Origin of the sequence: Marinobacter sp. C7 (assembly GCF_022343555.1) — a bacterium.
Taxonomy (GTDB): Bacteria; Pseudomonadota; Gammaproteobacteria; order Pseudomonadales; family Oleiphilaceae; genus Marinobacter.
This window is the reverse complement of sequence record NZ_JAKQZH010000001.1, coordinates 392,388-408,230: the sequence shown is the minus strand read 5'-3', so window position 1 is coordinate 408,230 and position 15,843 is coordinate 392,388. Positions and strand designations below refer to the sequence as shown.

Here is a 15,843-nt window from a genome sequence, read left to right as displayed (position 1 = left end):
CAATGCTTGAAGTACAGAATCTGTCCATGCGCTTCGGCGGTCTGCTGGCGGTGGACCAGGTATCCGTGGATGTCCAGGAACACGAAATTGTCTCGATCATCGGCCCCAACGGCGCCGGCAAGACCACCGTGTTCAACTGCATCAGCGGCTTTTACAAACCCACTGGCGGCAAGATCCTGTTCCGGGGCCAGGAAATCCAGGGCAAGCCCGACTACAAGATCTCCCGTCTGGGCATGGTGCGCACCTTCCAGCATGTACGCCTGTTCGGCAAGATGACGGTGGTGGAGAACCTGCTGGTGGCCCAGCATCGGCACCTCAACACCAACCTGATCGCCGGCCTGCTGAAGACCCCGGACTACCGGGAGCGGGAGAAAAAATCTCTCGAGCGGGCCCGTTACTGGCTGGAGCGGGTCGGTCTGATCGACATGGCCAACTGGGAGGCCGGAAACCTGGCCTATGGCCAGCAGCGGCGCCTGGAAATTGCCCGCTGCATGGTCACTGAACCGCAACTGCTCATGCTGGATGAGCCGGCGGCAGGCCTCAACCCGGCGGAAACGAAGGAACTGGATCAGCTGATTGTCAGCCTGAAAGAGGACTACAACGTTTCCGTGTTGCTGATTGAGCACGACATGAGCCTGGTAATGGGCATTTCCGACCGGATCAACGTCATCAACCAGGGTCGCCCCCTGGCCAGTGGCACACCGGACGAAATCCGCCAGAACGACGACGTGATCAAAGCCTATCTGGGCGAGGCCTGAGGACCAACCATGCTAGTACTTGAGAATGTTCATACCCATTACGGGAAAATCGAGGCGCTGCACGGTGTATCTGTCGAGGTCAAGAAAGGTGAGATCGTCTCCCTGATCGGTGCCAACGGCGCAGGCAAAACCACTCTGCTGATGACGGTCTGCGGCAATCCGCAGGCCAGCTCCGGCCGGGTACTCCTGGAAGGCCGGGACATCACCCGAGACCCTACCTCCCAGATCATGCGCTCCGGCATTGCCATCGTCCCCGAAGGCCGCCGGGTGTTCTCCGGCTTGACGGTCGAAGAGAACCTGCATATGGGCGGGTTCTTCAACACCAAGGCCGAGATCCGGAAGAGCCAGGACCATGTCTATGAGCTGTTTCCCCGGCTCAAGGAGAGGGAACAGCAGCGGGCAGGGACCATGTCTGGCGGCGAACAGCAGATGCTGGCTATTGGCCGCGCCCTGATGAGCAAACCCAGAATGATCATCCTGGACGAGCCATCTCTTGGCCTGGCGCCAATCGTGATCCAGCAGATCTTCGAGATCATCGGCCAGCTTCGGGAAGAAGGGATAACCGTGTTCCTGGTGGAGCAGAACGCCCATCAGGCGCTGAACCTCGCGGACCGTGGTTACGTGCTGGAGACCGGACGGATCCGGTTGCACGATACCGGCAAGAATCTGCTGGCCAACCCGGATGTGCGCAACGCGTATCTCGGCGGCTGACAGCACAGCAAAGCTCGACAAAAAGGCCGGTGCGTGGAGACACGTTCCGGCCTTTTTGCAGGTATGACCTGAAAGTTTACATATCTTACGGGAATCACCCGAAAAAATTCGACACAAATCAATTACTCACGACTCTGGGCCCTTGCGATTCCGGAACTTGGACTATACTCAAGCCAACGGTCTGCCTGTCTCCACAGGATCCCTGTCAGGGCCGTTCTTTCCCGGCTGTCCCTCTGGGCCGGCCGGGAATCCAATGCGACGACTGCATAAAAAGCACAGAAAGGAGTAAATAATGAAAAAACTGATCGCAGGTGCAATTCTTCTGGGTGCATCTTCCATGGCTTTCGCCCAGCCCGGCTGCGGCGTGGGTGCCATGATCTGGAAAGGACAATCCGGTATTGCTCCCCACGTTCTGGCCGCTACGACCAACGGTACCTTCGGTAACCAGACCTTTGGCATGACCACCGGTACCCTGGGCTGCCAGACCAACCAGGCCGTTCAGTCCATGGCCATGTACATGGACAGCAATATCGACAAGGTTGCCCGGGACATGTCCCGCGGTTCCGGTGAGAACCTCGACACCCTCGCTGTGCTGCTGGGCGTGGAGGAAACTGACCGTGACGCGTTCCGCAAGGTACTTCAGGACAACTTCGCTGCCATCTTCCCGGATGCCGATACCACGTCCGGCGAGGCCGTGGATGCCATCGTGGCCCTGCTTGAGCAGGACAAGAACCTGAGCAAATACGTAGCGGCATAATCACCGCTTCAGCAAGGATGGAAATGGCGCCAAGGACGGCGCCTGACCACTTTTCCCCAACGACCCGGATCACTCTTCTCCATGGGCCAGAACGTGCGTTTTGGGCAGGCGGTTCTCTGCCTTGCCTTCAGCTTCAGCCTCCAGGCCAGCGAACAACCGATTCCCGAAAACCTGCATCAGGACCCCGCCTGGCTGACCCTGGGCCACTACCAGCCCGATACCTTTGGTGACGGCTATACCAGCCAGGCTGATGACCCTGCCTTTTTCCTGAGCCAGAACGGCAAGCACTCCCCCCGCGCAGAACTCGAAGCCACTCTGGCAGCGATACAGAAACCGGGAGGTGGCAACAACCACGCCCGCTGCCGTTTCCCCGCCCGGGACACCTGGCTCAGGAAGCGTCTGCAACTGCCGGACTCTGAAATCGCCTGCCCGGACTACCAGGACTGGAAAGAGACCCTGAATACCGAAAGCGTCACCCTGGTGTTTGCCGCGTCTTACCTCAACAGTCCTTCATCCATGTTCGGGCACACCTTCCTGCGACTGGATCCGCCCCGGGAAGACGATGAAACCAATCTGCTGCTGGCCAACACCATCTCCTATGCGGCCGATGCCGCCGCCCACGACAGTGAGATCCTGTTCGCCTACAAGGGTATTTTCGGCGGTTATCCCGGCATCACCACGGTACAGCCCTACTACGAAAAAATCCGACTTTACTCGGACATCGAGCACCGGGATCTGTGGGAATACACCCTGAACCTGGATCAGAGCGAGGTCGATCTGCTCCTGGCCCATGCCTGGGAGATTCAGGACAAGAACTTCGACTACTACTTCTTCGATGAGAACTGCGCTTACCGGTTGCTGGCGCTGATTGACGTGGCCCGCCCGGGAACGGACCTTCTGGGGGAAGTAAGTACTCACGCCATCCCCTCCGACACGGTGCGTTGGGTGGTGGACAAGGACCTGGTCGAAGATGTGTATTACCGCCCCTCGGCGGCCACTTCTGTCGCCTACCGTATTTCGACCCTGCCGGACGACCATCAAACACTGTCGGCGGCGATCGCCAACGGCTATGTCGGGACGGACGATCCGGAGCTGCAACAACTGAACGACCGCGAGCGGGCCAGGGTTCTGGACGCCACCTACGATTATGTCCGTTACCAGAGCGAGGCTGAGAGCTGGCCCAGGGAGCATGCGGCACCGCTGTCCCATGAACTGCTGGTATCCAGGAGCCGGATCGAGGGCGTCGATACCAGCGCCCGACCGCCGGAACCCGAGGTTCGTGACGATCAGGGGCATGACACCTTCCGGGTGAGTCTCGGAGCCGGTCAGCTGGCGCACCGGGAATTCACCCAGCTCACATTCCGGCCGGCCTATCACGACGTCCTGGACCCGCCGGCGGGCTATCGGCCCGGGGCACAGCTGCAGTTCCTGCGCCTGGATGCCCGCTTCTACAGAGACAACGACGAGCTCCAGGTGGAGCAGCTGGTGGGCGTTGAAATCCGCTCCCTGAGCCCCAGAAATCAGTTCTTCTCTCCGCTCTCCTGGCAGGTAGGATTTGGCGGAAGGCGGACTGACACCGGTGATGACCGCGTGCTGGCTCCTTATCTGGAGGGGGGTGCCGGCGGCAGTTGGGCTCTGGGTGACCGCACCCAGGTGTTCGCCATCGCCACGGCGGACCTGGAAATCGACGACGACCTGCGTCGGGGCTATGACGCTGCACCGGGCGCGGATCTTGGAGTGCTGCACCAGAACAACCGGTTCAGTCTCATGGCCGGCGCCCGGACCAAGGCCTGGATCGTCAGCAGCCAGCACCGCCAGGATCAGGCGTACGCCAAGGCAAACTGGCACTTCGGCCGGGCGCTCAGCCTGTTTGCCGAATTCACCCGTGAAGACCATTACGACAGGTACCAGAGCACATGGCACGCCGGACTGCACGCCTACTTCTGAGCCGCGGCCGAATCCTGACCGCAGTACTCATCGCCGGCCTGGTGCTGCTTCAGGGGGGCTGCAGCAGTGTTTTTTTCTATCCCGACAGTATCACCTATGTTACCCCTGACCGCCTCAACCTCGACTACGAGGACGTCTATCTGGACACGGCGGATGGCGAGAAGCTGCACGGCTGGTGGCTGCCGGCACAGGCGGACGGAGGTGCTGCCCTGGGGACGGTCTACTTCCTTCACGGCAATGCGCAGAACATCAGCAGCCACATCCTGAACGTTGCCTGGCTGCCGAAAGAAGGCTACAACGTTTTCACCATCGATTACCGGGGCTTTGGCCATTCCACCGGCGAAGCGGACATTGAAGGCGCCCTGCACGACGTGGAGACCGGGTTTCGCTGGCTGGTGGACCGGGACGGTGTGGCCGACAAACCTGTCCATATCCTCGGCCAGAGCCTTGGAGGTGCATTGGGGGTGGCGCTGGCAAGCGAATGGGTTCAAAGGCAAGAGCGCCCGGCACTGGACAGCATCGTCCTCGATGGCACCTTCTCCGGGTTCCGGCGCATCGCCCGGGAGAAGCTCGACGCCTTCTGGATGACCTGGCCGTTCCAGGTTCCGCTGAGCTGGACCATCCCCGCGGAATACGAGGGCCTGGACAGGATCGATGACATCTCTCCGGTACCGGTGATGGTCATTCACAGCGTCCGGGACGGGATTATTCCGTTTCACCATGGGGTGGCGTTGTATGAGGCGGCCGGCGAGCCCAAGCGGTTTCTGCGGACGGATACGGGGCATGGGGCGACGTTTGTGATTCCGGCGTATCGGGAGGCGGTTTTGGAGTTTTTGGCTGAAGATGGGGTCAGATGAAAACCTTCATCTGACCCCAAGCGTAGACCTCTGACTCCGGGCGTGGAGTTCTGAAAGTGGGGTCAGATGAAAGCGTTCATCTGACCCCGAATTCGTGTCCGACTGCGGGGCTGGTGTTTTGAAGGTGGGGTCAGAAGAAGGCGTTCTTCTGACCCCGGAGCTTGGGCCTGACTCCGGAATTTCGGGCACAAAAAAGGGTCAGAAGAAAGCATTCTTCTGACCCCGTCTTTACCGCTGGCTATCTATCAGTCGGTGAAATCGGTCGGCTGCTCGCCTTCCTTCACTTCCTTCATGGACAACTTCACGCGGCCGCGGTTGTCCACGTCCAGTACCTTGACCAGGACTTCCTGACCTTCGCTGAGCTCGTCGGAGACGTTCTCGATGCGACGATCGGAGATCTGGGAGATGTGCACCAGACCGTCCTTGCCCGGCAGGATGTTGACAAAGGCACCGAAGTCCACGATGCGCTCGACGCGACCCTTGTAGATGGCACCGACTTCGATCTCCGCCGTAATCTCCTTGACGCGGTTCACCGCAGCCTGGGCAGCCGCCTGGTTGTCTGCGTAGATCTTCACGTTGCCGTCGTCGTCCAGGTCGATGGAGGCGCCGGTCTCGTCGCAGATACCACGGATCACGGAACCGCCCTTACCGATCACGTCACGGATCTTGTCCGGATGGATCTTGATGGTGGTGATGCTCGGCGCCCGGTCGGACAGCTCGGCGCGCGGCTCGGCGATGACCTTGTTCATCTCGTCCAGGATGTGCAAACGCGCAGCATTGGCCTGCTCAAGAGCGATTTCCATGATTTCGTCGGTAATACCCTGGATCTTGATGTCCATCTGCAGGGCAGTCACACCGTCTTTGGTACCGGCAACCTTGAAGTCCATGTCACCCAGGTGGTCTTCGTCACCCAGGATGTCGGTCAGAACCGCGAACTTGTCGCCTTCCTTGACCAGACCCATGGCGATACCGGCAACCGGCGCCTTCAGCGGCACACCCGCGTCCATCAGGGCCAGCGAGGAACCACAGACAGAGGCCATGGAGCTGGAACCGTTGGATTCGGTGATCTCGGACACCGCACGGATCGCGTACGGGAACTCTTCGATGGTCGGCATAACGGCAGCCACGCCACGCTTGGCCAGACGACCGTGACCGATCTCACGACGGCCCGGTGAACCCATCCGGCCAGCTTCGCCTACCGAGTACGGAGGGAAGTTGTAGTGGAACAGGAACGGGTCCTTGCGCTCACCTTCCAGGGCATCGATGATCTGCACATCGCGGGTGGTACCCAGGGTGGCAGTCACAATGGCCTGGGTCTCGCCACGGGTGAACAGGGCAGAACCGTGAACGGACGGCAGCACGCCGACTTCCACTTCGATCGGACGGACGGTCTTGTTGTCGCGACCGTCGATGCGCGGCTTGCCATCGATAACCTGCTGGCGAACCACGTTCTTCTCGATCTTGCCGAAGTACTTCTTGACCTCGTCCTCGGAAGGCTGGCCTTCTTCTTCGCCGGCAAACTTCTCGACGGCAGCAGCCTTGAGCTCACCCAGACGCTCGTAACGGGCCATCTTGTCGCGGATGCTGTACGCCTCCTCGATGGCACCGGTGAACTCGCCCTTGATGGCTTCCAGCAGCTCGGTGTTCTCCGGCTCCGGCTTCCACTCCCAGCGCGGCTTGCCGACTTCCGCGGCAAATTCCTTGATGGCGGTGATCGCAGTCTGCATCTGCTGGTGGGCGAACAGAACGCCACCCAGCATCTGGTCTTCAGTCAGGCCCTTCGCCTCGGACTCAACCATCAGCACAGCGTCTTCGGTGCCGGCCACGACCATGTCCAGCATGGAGCTTTGCAGCTGCTCAAAGGTCGGGTTCAGGAAGTAACCGTTGTCGTTGGTGAAGCCAACGCGGGCGGCGCCGATCGGACCGTCAAACGGAATACCGGAGATGGCCAGTGCCGCAGAAGCGGCCAGCATGGCGGCGATGTCCGGGTCGTGTTCTTTGCTGGCAGACATGACCGTAAGCACAACCTGTACTTCGTTCATGTATCCGTTGGGGAACAGCGGACGGATCGGACGGTCGATCAGACGGGAGGTCAGGGTTTCCTTCTCGGAAGGACGACCTTCACGCTTGAAGAAGCCACCCGGGATCTTACCGGCCGCGTAGGTCTTTTCTTGATAGTTCACGGTCAGCGGGAAAAAGCCCTGGCCCGGCTTGGGCTCTTTGGCACCCACGACGGTACCCAGAACGGCGGTATCGCCGGTTGAGACCAGAACGGCACCGGTTGCCTGGCGGGCAACGCGACCGGTTTCCAGGGTGAAGGTTTCGCCACCCAGTTCGAATGTTTTCTTGGTTGGTTGCAGATGCACAACAAACTCCTGCTTTTTCAGTCATGAACCCGGGGTTTGCCGTGAAGGTGGGGTCAGATGAAAGCTTTCATCTGACCCCGTTTTCAGGCCGAACCCGGAATATTGAACCTGGGGTCAGATGAAGGCTTTCATCTGACCCCGTTTTCAAGTCAGCTCCAGAGTATGGAACCCGGGGTCAGATCAGCTGATCCGACCCCTTTTTTATCTGACTGCAGGTGCTTGAATGATACTGGAGGGCAACCCGTCTGAAAGCTAACAGGCTGTTGCAAAACCCCGGTCAGGTCGATGGCTGATCGATGCCATCCGGCCCGGGCTTTTCAACAACCTGCTATCAATTTCGGCTTTCGGTTACGACAGGGAATCCTTCGGTATCACTGACAAATCAACTGCAGTTCTTTGCGCTTGAGAAAAGCTCAACCGGAGGCCCGAGGGCCCGCCGGTTGACGGCCTGTTCCAGCACGGGGAACAGGCCCCAGGTCGTAAAACCCGGATTAGCGACGCAGACCCAGACGCTGGATCAGGTCCAGGTAACGGTCAGCGTTCTTGCGCTTGAGGTAGTCCAGCAGCTTGCGGCGCTGGTTTACCATCCGGATCAGGCCGCGGCGGGAATGGTGATCCTGCTTGTTGGCCTTGAAGTGATCCTGCAGCTTGTTGATGTTGGCGCTCAGCAGTGCCACCTGAACCTCAGGGGAACCGGTATCGCCTTCACCTTGCTGAAAATCCTTGACGATCTGTGCTTTCTCGTTGGCAGAAAGTGCCATATTTCACCTCATTGGTTGCGATGCTGATAAATCCGGCCGAACCGCGCATCTCTACAGCCCGGCTATGCAGCGCCTTGACTAGCGTCCGGCGCTGCCTTTCACCAGTCGACGGGGGACCAGCAGGACCCTCTCGCCTTCCGGGAAAGCTTCTGCCAACCCGATAAAGCCCTGCTCACCGTACAGGCGCACAAAGCCTTCGTGGGATTGACTGGCTATTCTAACCTTTTGCCCGTTCAAGATCGATACCGCCGCACTCCCTTCCAGAACCACCTCGGGGAACATCGACAGCGCGCTATCAGGGGCCTGAAGCAGACCATCCAGGCTTTCACCACGCTCTCGCATGGCCTCCAACTCACTGACGTCGTGGGCGTTTGCCAGGGTAAAGCCGGATGCCATGGTACGGCGAAGGGCGGTAACGTGGGCACCACAGCCCAGGGCCTGGCCAATGTCCTCGACCAGTGAGCGAATATACGTACCCTTTGTACAACTGACCGCCAGATCCATCTCGTTCTCGCGCAATTCCAGCAGAGTCAGCTCGTAGATAGTCACCGGCCGCGCTGGTCGCTCCACTTCGATGCCTTCCCGGGCATACTCGTACAGGGGGCGCCCCTTGTGCTTGAGTGCGGAGTACATGGACGGTACTTGCTCGATGGCACCCCGGAACCGTTCAAGAACAGCTTCTACCAGATTGACATCGAGGGGCGGAACCGCTTTTTCCTCGACCACCTGACCCTCACTGTCCCCGGTTTCGGTGCGTACACCGAGCCGGGCCGTGGTGACGTAGGCCTTGTCACTGTCGAGCATCATCTGGGAGAACTTGGTCGCTTCCCCGAAACACAGGGGCAGGACACCCGTGGCCAGCGGGTCAAGGGCGCCGGTATGGCCGGCCTTGGCCGCGCCATACAGTCGCTTTACTTGCTGGAGGATACCGTTGGAAGTGACGCCCTGGGGCTTGTCGATTACCAGAATGCCGTTTACGTCACGGCCTTTGCGTCTTCGGCTCAAGCGTCTCGCTCCGGGTTGTCGGAAACCGGATCGTCATTGTCATCCCGGGGCACGGCCGGCTTGTCGCCAACGGCCTCACGGATGAGTTTGTCCATCTTCCGGCTATGGCCGAGCAGGGTGTCGAAGTGGAAGCGCAGGTGGGGAACCACCCGCAGCTTCATGGCACGCCCCACCTGACCCCGCAGGAATCCGGCCGCCTTGTTCAGAACGGCCAGGGACTCCTTGACCTCCGGGGACTCCTCGGTGAGTTCCTCGGTGGACAGCAGAGAGACGTAAATATCGGCATAGCCCAGGTCACGGCTGACTTTGACGTCATTGACCGTGACCATGCCTACCCGCGGGTCCTTGATTTCCCGCTGGATAAGCTGGGCCAGCTCTCGTTGCATCTGATCGCCAATGCGATCCAGTCGGCTGAACTCGCGTGCCATCAGGCCCCCGTAGACTCGAGCTTGCGCTCTACCCTGACGCGATCGAACACCTCGATCTGGTCCCCGACTTTCACGTCGTAGCCTTTAACGCCAATACCGCATTCCATGCCATTCCGGACTTCCGGTACGTCGTCCTTGAAACGGCGCAGGGATTCCAGCTCGCCCTCGAAGATCACGACGTTGTCACGCAATACCCGGATCGGCTTGTTCCGGTAAACGGTACCTTCCACCACCATACAGCCGGCCACCTGGCCAAACTTCGGTGAGCGGAAGGTGTCGCGTACTTCGGCGATGCCCACGATATCTTCGCGGAACTCGGGAGCCAGCATGCCGGTCAGGGCCGCCTTCACATCATCGATCAGGTTATAGATGATGCTGTAGTAGCGCAGGTCCAGGCCTTCCTGTTCCACCAGGCGCTTGGCCGCAGAGTCGGCACGGACATTGAAGCCAAAGATAACCGCGTTGGTAGCCGCCGCAAGGCTCACATCCGTCTCGGCAATACCACCGACACCGGAAGACACGATCTTCACCTGGACTTCCTCGTTACCCAGATCCAGCAAGGCCTTGGTAATCGCCTCGAGAGAACCGCGAACGTCGGTCTTCAGAACCACATTGAGGGTCTTGACCTCGTCTTTGCCCATGTTCTCGAACATGTTCTCCAGCTTGGCCGCCTGCTGACGCTGCAGACGCTGCTCGCGCTCGCGGGTCTGACGGAACTCGGCCAGTTCTTTGGCCTTCTTCTCGTCGGCCACCGCGAAGAACTCGTCACCCGCATCCGGAGTGCCGTTCAGGCCGAGAATTTCCACCGGAATGGACGGCCCCGCTTCCTTGACCTGCTTGCCTGCCTCGTCGGTCATGGCGCGAACCTTGCCGAAGAAGGAACCGGCTACGACCATATCACCCTGGCGCAGAGTACCGTTCTGGACCAGAACAGTAGCAACAGAACCACGGCCACGTTCGAGACTGGACTCGACCACAACACCCTTGGCCGGCGCATCCGGAGAGGCTTCCAGCTCCAGCATTTCAGACTGCAGCAGCACCGCTTCGAGCAGGTCATCGATACCCTGGCCGGTGTGCGCGGACACAGGCACGAACTGGGTATCGCCGCCCCAGTCTTCCGGGATCACGTCCATACCCGCCAGCTCGGTCTTGATACGGTCGGGATCGGCTTCTTCCTTATCCATCTTGTTGATGGCAACGACGATGGGAACGCCGGCAGAACGGGCATGATCCACCGCTTCCTTGGTCTGCGGCATAACGCCATCATCCGCAGCCACGACCAGGATAACGATATCGGTACACTGGGCGCCGCGGGCGCGCATGGCGGTAAACGCCGCGTGGCCCGGGGTATCGAGGAACGACACCATGCCGTGGTCGGTTTCCACGTGATAGGCACCGATGTGCTGGGTAATACCACCGGATTCACCGGCGGCCACCTTGGTGCGGCGGATATAATCGAGCAGCGAGGTCTTGCCGTGGTCAACGTGACCCATCACGCTGATCACCGGTGCCCGCTTGATCCTCTCTTTACCCTCGGCGGTTTCGGTGATCTCGCTCAGAACCTCTTCCTCAAAGGCATCTTCGCTGACCGCCTTGGCCTTGTGACCCAGTTCTTCGGTCACCAGGATCGCGGTTTCCTGGTCCAGCGCCTGGTTGATGGTAGCCATCACGCCCATACCCATCAGGGTCTTGATGACGTCGGCAGCCTTCACCGCCATGCGCTGGGCAAGGTCGCCCACTGTAATCGTTTCAGGAATCTCTACTTCTCTGACCATTGGTTTGGTCGGCCTCTCGAAGCCGTGACGCTTCTCTTTGGGTTTCTTTTTCATACGCAGCGACTTGCGCGGCGCAGACTCTTCCTCGTCCTCGGACAGGATGACCGGCTCTTCCACCGGACGGCTGCGGGGACCGCGGTGACCAGCCTGCTTCTTCTTCGGCTTGCCTTCCTCAAGTTCCTCACCGCGTTCACGGCCCTTTTCTTTCTTCTTCTTGGGCTTGCGATCCTTGCCCTCTTTCTCGGGCGGCGGAATCGGAACCTCTTCCGGCTGGGGCTCGGGCTCAACGGCAGGCTCTGCCGCCGCCACAGGCTCTTCTTCAGCCTTCGGCTCCTCTGCCTTCGGAGCTTCCTCCTTCGCGGCTACCTCAGCCTCGGCAGCCTTCTCGGCCTCTGGCTTCGGAGCTTCCGCTTCCGCCGCTACCTTCGGCGTTTCCTCTGCAGGCGCCGGCGATTCGACCGGCTTTTGCTCTTCAACATTCTCTTCCGGCTTGGGCGCTTCCGGCTCAGGCTGCAATTCTGCGCGCTTGATGTACGTGCGACGCTTGCGAACCTCGACATTCACTGTCTTGGCCTTACCCGCCTTCAGTGTGGTTGTGGTCTTCCGCTTCAGGGTGATCTTGCGGGGTTCTGTTTCCGCTTCACCGTGTGTCTTTCTCAGATAGGCCAGCAACTGCTGCTTCTCATCGCTGGTTACAGCATCGTTCTCGGAACGGGCATCTAGGCCTGCTTCGACAATCTGCTTCAGCAAACGATCCACGGGAGCGCCTACATCTGCGGCCAGTTGTTTTACCGTTACTTCAGCCATACTGGTCCTCCTCCCGAATTAAGCCTGGTCTTCAAACCAGGGGGCACGTGCGGTCATAATCAACTGACCGGCACGCTCTTCATCCATACCTTCAATCTCGAGCAGGTCATCTACTGACTGCTCGGCCAGATCTTCCATGGTGCGAACACCCATTCCGGCCAGTTTGAATGCCAGCGCACGATCCATGCCCTCCATATTGAGCAGATCTTCGGCCGGCTCAGCTCCCTCGAGCGCCTCTTCACTTGCCAGCGCCTGGTTCAGCAGAACGTCCTTGGCACGGCGGCGCAGCTCGGTCACGGTTTCCTCATCAAAGCCTTCGATCGCCAGCATTTCTTCCATCGGCACATAAGCGACTTCTTCCAGCGAGGTAAAGCCCTCTTCGATCAGGACACCGGCGAACTCCTCGTCAACATCGAGGTTGGAGGTGAAATGATCCAGCAGCCGGTTGTACTCCTGCTCTTGACGCTCTCCGGCTTCTTCCTCGGTCATCACGTTCAGGGTCCAGCCGGTCAGCTCGGTCGCCAGACGCACGTTCTGGCCGTTACGACCAATGGCCTGGGCCAGGTTATCCTCCGCCACTGCGACATCCATGGTATGACGATCTTCGTCCACTACGATGGACGCCACTTCGGCCGGCGCCATGGCATTGATCACCAGCTGCGCCGGGTTGTCATCCCACAGCACGATGTCCACGCGCTCTCCGCCCAGCTCATTGGAAACCGCCTGGACACGGGAGCCCCGCATACCGACGCAGGCACCCACCGGGTCGATCCGGCGGTCGTTGGTCTTGACGGCAATCTTGGCTCGGGATCCGGGATCCCGGGCCGCGCCCCGGATTTCAATCAGATCCTCGGCAATTTCCGGCACTTCGATGCGGAACAGTTCGATCAGCATCTGCGGTGCAGTCCGGCTCAGTATCAGCTGCGGGCCACGATGGTCGGTACGGATCTCAAGCAGTAGTGAGCGAACCCGGTCACCCATGCGGAAGGTTTCCCGGGGAATCAGGTTTTCCCGGGGCAACAATGCTTCGGCATTGCTTCCCAGATCAACGATGACGTTGTCACGGGTGACTTTCTTTACGGTGCCGGAAACCAGCTCACCGACACGATCGCGGTAGCTGTCAACAATCTTGGAGCGCTCTGCTTCGCGAACCTTCTGGAATATGATCTGCTTGGCGGCCTGGGCGCCGATACGTCCGAAGGATACGGACTCGACCTTCTCCTCGTGGATGTCGCCCGGCTTCAGGTTCGGATCGATTTCCTCCGCTTCCTGAAGGGTCAGCTCGGTCCCCAGGGCAGGCACCTGGTCGTTGTCGACCACCAGCCACCGGCGGAATGTTTCGTACTCCCCGGTCCGGCGATCAATGGCAACCCGGATATCCGCTTCTTCATCCTCGTAGCGCTTTTTGGCAGCGGTGGCGAGCGCAAGCTCGATCGCTTCGAAAATCACATCCTTCTCGACACCCTTCTCGTTCGAGACGGATTCGACCACCAGCAAGATCTCTTTACTCATTGGATTGCCCTGCCCTCAAAATAAACTGTGCGTCCACTGACTTTTCAATTCGATTCATTCAAAAACCGGGACGATGTGTGCCTTTTCAATGCTGTCGAACGGCAACAGGTACTCGTGGTCATCCACCACAACCACCACATCGTCTCCTTCAACACCCTTGATCAGGCCCTGGAACTTGCGACGCCCCTCAAAGGCCATGCGCAGCCGGATCTGGACCTGATGGCCGGCAAAAGCCTGATACTGTTCCAGGCGAAACAGCGGGCGATCCATCCCCGGGGAGGAAACCTCCAGGGTGTACTCGGTCTGAATGGGATCTTCCACATCCATCACGCCGCTGATCTGGCGACTGACTTTTTCACAGTCGTCGATACCGATACCGTTTTCGGCATCATCAATAAAGACACGCAACAGGGAGTGGTGCCCCTGGGAGCGGAATTCAATCCCCCAGAACTCATATCCCAGCCCCTCGACAATTGGCCGAAGGAGATCTTCCAGTTGTTTAAGCTTGGCTGACAAAGTTATGCCATCTCCATTTCAGGAATTTTTACCGGCCCTACAAACAAAAAAAGGGCTGTTGATCAGCCCTTTTTATGCACCAGGGCCCGGTACGCCAGGCCCCTTAATCAAAAAGCCCCTGAAATTGGGGCCTTTTGTTGCAAGAACTCACAGAAAGCCGCTCTCACTACGAGCATGACCTCCTGCTGACAGACACCTGGCCTGCCAGGAAACCGGGGAACAGCCCACCGGCTCCAATATCCGCCGGAGTATAGAGACGCCGAACGGACTGGTCAAGGACTGACCAAAAAAAACGGCCTGGAAGATCCAAGCCGTTTTTTCTTATAAATGGTGCCCGGGGCCGGACTCGAACCGGCACGGCTTGCGCCACTACCCCCTCAAGATAGCGTGTCTACCAGTTTCACCACCCGGGCAACACCTCTTACTCGAGCTCGGGAAGATCGGAACCCTTCCCGCTCTCGGCTTCGCTGCTCTCTGCGGAGTCCGCAGCCTGCTCTACCGGTGCCTGCTCGGAAGACTCCTCGACTACCGGAATCCCGGCTTCACCAGCCACCTCGGCACGCTGCTTGGCAAACACCGCCAGCGAAAAACTTGTCACAAAGAACACGATCGCCAGGATCGTGGTCAGACGAGTCAGAAAGCTACCGCTGCCCTGACTACCAAATACGGTCTGGGACGCACCGCCACCGAATGCTGCACCGGCGTCGGCGCCCTTGCCCTGCTGGATCAGGACCAGACCCACCAGTGCGACGGCAATCACCACGTGCACAACGACTACCAGTGTTTCCAACCAATCCATAACGAATCCCGCGAACCTTTAGCCTTTGGTACCTGCCGGCATCGACCGGCAAATACTCACAAAATCCTCTGCAATCAGCGATGCACCGCCGATTAGCCCACCATCAATATCGGGCTCGGCAAACAAAGCGGCCGCATTATCCGCTTTTACACTGCCGCCGTAAAGTAGAGAAATGCTCTCTGCCGGCGCCCCAATATCGGCCAACACCTTACGGATTGCCGAATGCATGTTCTGAGCATCTTCCGCCGTGGCCGTTTTCCCGGTACCGATCGCCCAGACGGGCTCGTACGCAATAACGATGCTCGACCACTGATCGGCTGCAACCCGGCAAAGACCCTGCTGTACCTGAGCAGCTACGACCGACTCAGCTTCACCAGCCTCTCGCTGCTCCAGCGTTTCACCGACGCAAACAACGGGGGCAACCCCACTGGCCAGAACACGCTCGACTTTCGCCGCAACGACTTCATCCGATTCACCGAAGTACTGCCGGCGTTCGGAGTGCCCGACCAGAGCGTACCCACAGCCCAGATCCTTCACCATATCGGCGGCTGTTTCACCGGTGTAGGCACCGGATGCCCACTGGCTTACGTTCTGAACACCAACGCCCACGCTGCCGCCTGACTGATCAAGCACATCCCGGACGTACAGGGCCGGAGGAATAATAACAACCTCCACACCATTATCAAGAGTGTCCAGCTCAGCCCGCACATAACCGACAAGCTGCTTTGCCAGGTCCGAAGACCCGTTCATTTTCCAGTTTCCGGCTACGATCTTGCGACGCATAACTCTTCCCGAACGTAAGGGAGGGCGAACTATACAGCAGTCCCCGCCCTCACACAACCGC

At 59.4% G+C, this 15,843-nt stretch carries 14 protein-coding genes and 1 tRNA gene; 5 read left to right on the top strand and 10 right to left on the bottom strand.

Translation table 11 applies throughout. The features are described from left to right. The first annotated feature begins 2 nt into the window (after window positions 1-2). The 5 genes from livG to MD273_RS01825 all read left to right on the top strand — a co-directional run bounded on the left by livG (window position 3) and on the right by MD273_RS01825 (window position 5,030). Window positions 3-758 carry a high-affinity branched-chain amino acid ABC transporter ATP-binding protein LivG gene (gene livG / locus MD273_RS01845; protein ID WP_239036069.1) on the top strand — a complete coding sequence of 252 codons (756 nt, stop codon included), beginning with the start codon at window positions 3-5 and terminating at the stop codon, window positions 756-758. Between the two features lie 9 nt (window positions 759-767). After that, complete coding sequence (locus MD273_RS01840; RefSeq protein ID WP_239036068.1) at window positions 768-1,469, top strand: ABC transporter ATP-binding protein; 702 nt, start codon at window positions 768-770, stop codon at window positions 1,467-1,469. A gap of 292 nt (window positions 1,470-1,761) precedes the next feature. Then, window positions 1,762-2,226 (top strand): DUF3015 domain-containing protein, encoded by a 465-nt coding sequence (locus tag MD273_RS01835; RefSeq protein WP_239036067.1) that lies wholly within the window; start codon window positions 1,762-1,764, stop codon window positions 2,224-2,226. An 81-nt stretch (window positions 2,227-2,307) separates the two neighbouring features. Further along, window positions 2,308-4,173, top strand: a complete 1,866-nt coding sequence (locus tag MD273_RS01830) for an Lnb N-terminal periplasmic domain-containing protein (protein ID WP_239036066.1) — start codon at window positions 2,308-2,310, stop codon at window positions 4,171-4,173. After that, window positions 4,143-5,030 carry an alpha/beta hydrolase gene (locus MD273_RS01825; protein WP_239036065.1) on the top strand — a complete coding sequence of 296 codons (888 nt, stop codon included), beginning with the start codon at window positions 4,143-4,145 and terminating at the stop codon, window positions 5,028-5,030. The genes MD273_RS01830 and MD273_RS01825 overlap by 31 nt, the downstream gene beginning before the upstream one ends. Before the next feature lie 245 nt (window positions 5,031-5,275). Here MD273_RS01825 and pnp read toward each other — a convergent pair whose 3' ends face one another. The 10 genes from pnp to tpiA form a co-directional block, all read right to left on the bottom strand. Further along, window positions 5,276-7,390, bottom strand: a complete 2,115-nt coding sequence (gene pnp / locus MD273_RS01820) for a polyribonucleotide nucleotidyltransferase (protein ID WP_239037590.1) — start codon at window positions 7,388-7,390, stop codon at window positions 5,276-5,278. Between the two features lie 497 nt (window positions 7,391-7,887). Beyond that, window positions 7,888-8,157 (bottom strand): 30S ribosomal protein S15, encoded by a 270-nt coding sequence (rpsO, locus tag MD273_RS01815; RefSeq protein ID WP_092003920.1) that lies wholly within the window; start codon window positions 8,155-8,157, stop codon window positions 7,888-7,890. A gap of 78 nt (window positions 8,158-8,235) precedes the next feature. Then, window positions 8,236-9,162: a tRNA pseudouridine(55) synthase TruB gene (truB, locus tag MD273_RS01810; protein ID WP_239036064.1), complete on the bottom strand. Its 927-nt coding sequence runs from the start codon at window positions 9,160-9,162 to the stop codon at window positions 8,236-8,238. Then, window positions 9,159-9,590: a 30S ribosome-binding factor RbfA gene (rbfA, locus tag MD273_RS01805; protein ID WP_113861464.1), complete on the bottom strand. Its 432-nt coding sequence runs from the start codon at window positions 9,588-9,590 to the stop codon at window positions 9,159-9,161. Before rbfA ends, truB begins: the two co-directional genes overlap by 4 nt. Continuing rightward, window positions 9,590-12,172, bottom strand: a complete 2,583-nt coding sequence (infB, locus tag MD273_RS01800; RefSeq protein ID WP_239036063.1) for a translation initiation factor IF-2 — start codon at window positions 12,170-12,172, stop codon at window positions 9,590-9,592. Before infB ends, rbfA begins: the two co-directional genes overlap by 1 nt. A gap of 18 nt (window positions 12,173-12,190) precedes the next feature. Beyond that, window positions 12,191-13,684 carry a transcription termination factor NusA gene (gene nusA / locus MD273_RS01795; protein WP_239036062.1) on the bottom strand — a complete coding sequence of 498 codons (1,494 nt, stop codon included), beginning with the start codon at window positions 13,682-13,684 and terminating at the stop codon, window positions 12,191-12,193. 54 nt (window positions 13,685-13,738) lie between these two features. Next, the gene (rimP, locus tag MD273_RS01790; RefSeq protein WP_239036061.1) at window positions 13,739-14,200 is read right to left on the bottom strand and encodes a ribosome maturation factor RimP; all 462 of its coding nucleotides are present in this window, start codon (window positions 14,198-14,200) and stop codon (window positions 13,739-13,741) included. Window positions 14,201-14,528: 328 nt separating this feature from the next. Then, window positions 14,529-14,613 (bottom strand) — tRNA-Leu (locus tag MD273_RS01785). A gap of 8 nt (window positions 14,614-14,621) precedes the next feature. Then, window positions 14,622-14,999: a preprotein translocase subunit SecG gene (secG, locus tag MD273_RS01780; protein WP_239036060.1), complete on the bottom strand. Its 378-nt coding sequence runs from the start codon at window positions 14,997-14,999 to the stop codon at window positions 14,622-14,624. A gap of 18 nt (window positions 15,000-15,017) precedes the next feature. Beyond that, window positions 15,018-15,782, bottom strand: coding sequence for a triose-phosphate isomerase (gene tpiA, locus MD273_RS01775; protein ID WP_239036059.1), 765 nt, complete (start codon window positions 15,780-15,782; stop codon window positions 15,018-15,020). Between the last annotated feature and the right edge of the window lie 61 nt (window positions 15,783-15,843).

Excerpts from the sequence above, each read along its gene's own strand:
- livG (WP_239036069.1), top strand. The coding sequence starts at position 3 with ATGCTTGAAGTACAGAATCTGTCCATGCGCTTCGGCGGTCTGCTGGCG.
- MD273_RS01840 (WP_239036068.1), top strand. The coding sequence starts at position 768 with ATGCTAGTACTTGAGAATGTTCATACCCATTACGGGAAAATCGAGGCG.
- MD273_RS01835 (WP_239036067.1), top strand. The coding sequence starts at position 1,762 with ATGAAAAAACTGATCGCAGGTGCAATTCTTCTGGGTGCATCTTCCATG.
- MD273_RS01830 (WP_239036066.1), top strand. The coding sequence starts at position 2,308 with ATGGGCCAGAACGTGCGTTTTGGGCAGGCGGTTCTCTGCCTTGCCTTC.
- MD273_RS01825 (WP_239036065.1), top strand. The coding sequence starts at position 4,143 with ATGGCACGCCGGACTGCACGCCTACTTCTGAGCCGCGGCCGAATCCTG.
- rpsO (WP_092003920.1), bottom strand. The coding sequence starts at position 8,157 with ATGGCACTTTCTGCCAACGAGAAAGCACAGATCGTCAAGGATTTTCAG.
- rbfA (WP_113861464.1), bottom strand. The coding sequence starts at position 9,590 with ATGGCACGCGAGTTCAGCCGACTGGATCGCATTGGCGATCAGATGCAA.
- infB (WP_239036063.1), bottom strand. The coding sequence starts at position 12,172 with ATGGCTGAAGTAACGGTAAAACAACTGGCCGCAGATGTAGGCGCTCCC.
- nusA (WP_239036062.1), bottom strand. The coding sequence starts at position 13,684 with ATGAGTAAAGAGATCTTGCTGGTGGTCGAATCCGTCTCGAACGAGAAG.
- secG (WP_239036060.1), bottom strand. The coding sequence starts at position 14,999 with ATGGATTGGTTGGAAACACTGGTAGTCGTTGTGCACGTGGTGATTGCC.
- tpiA (WP_239036059.1), bottom strand. The coding sequence starts at position 15,782 with ATGCGTCGCAAGATCGTAGCCGGAAACTGGAAAATGAACGGGTCTTCG.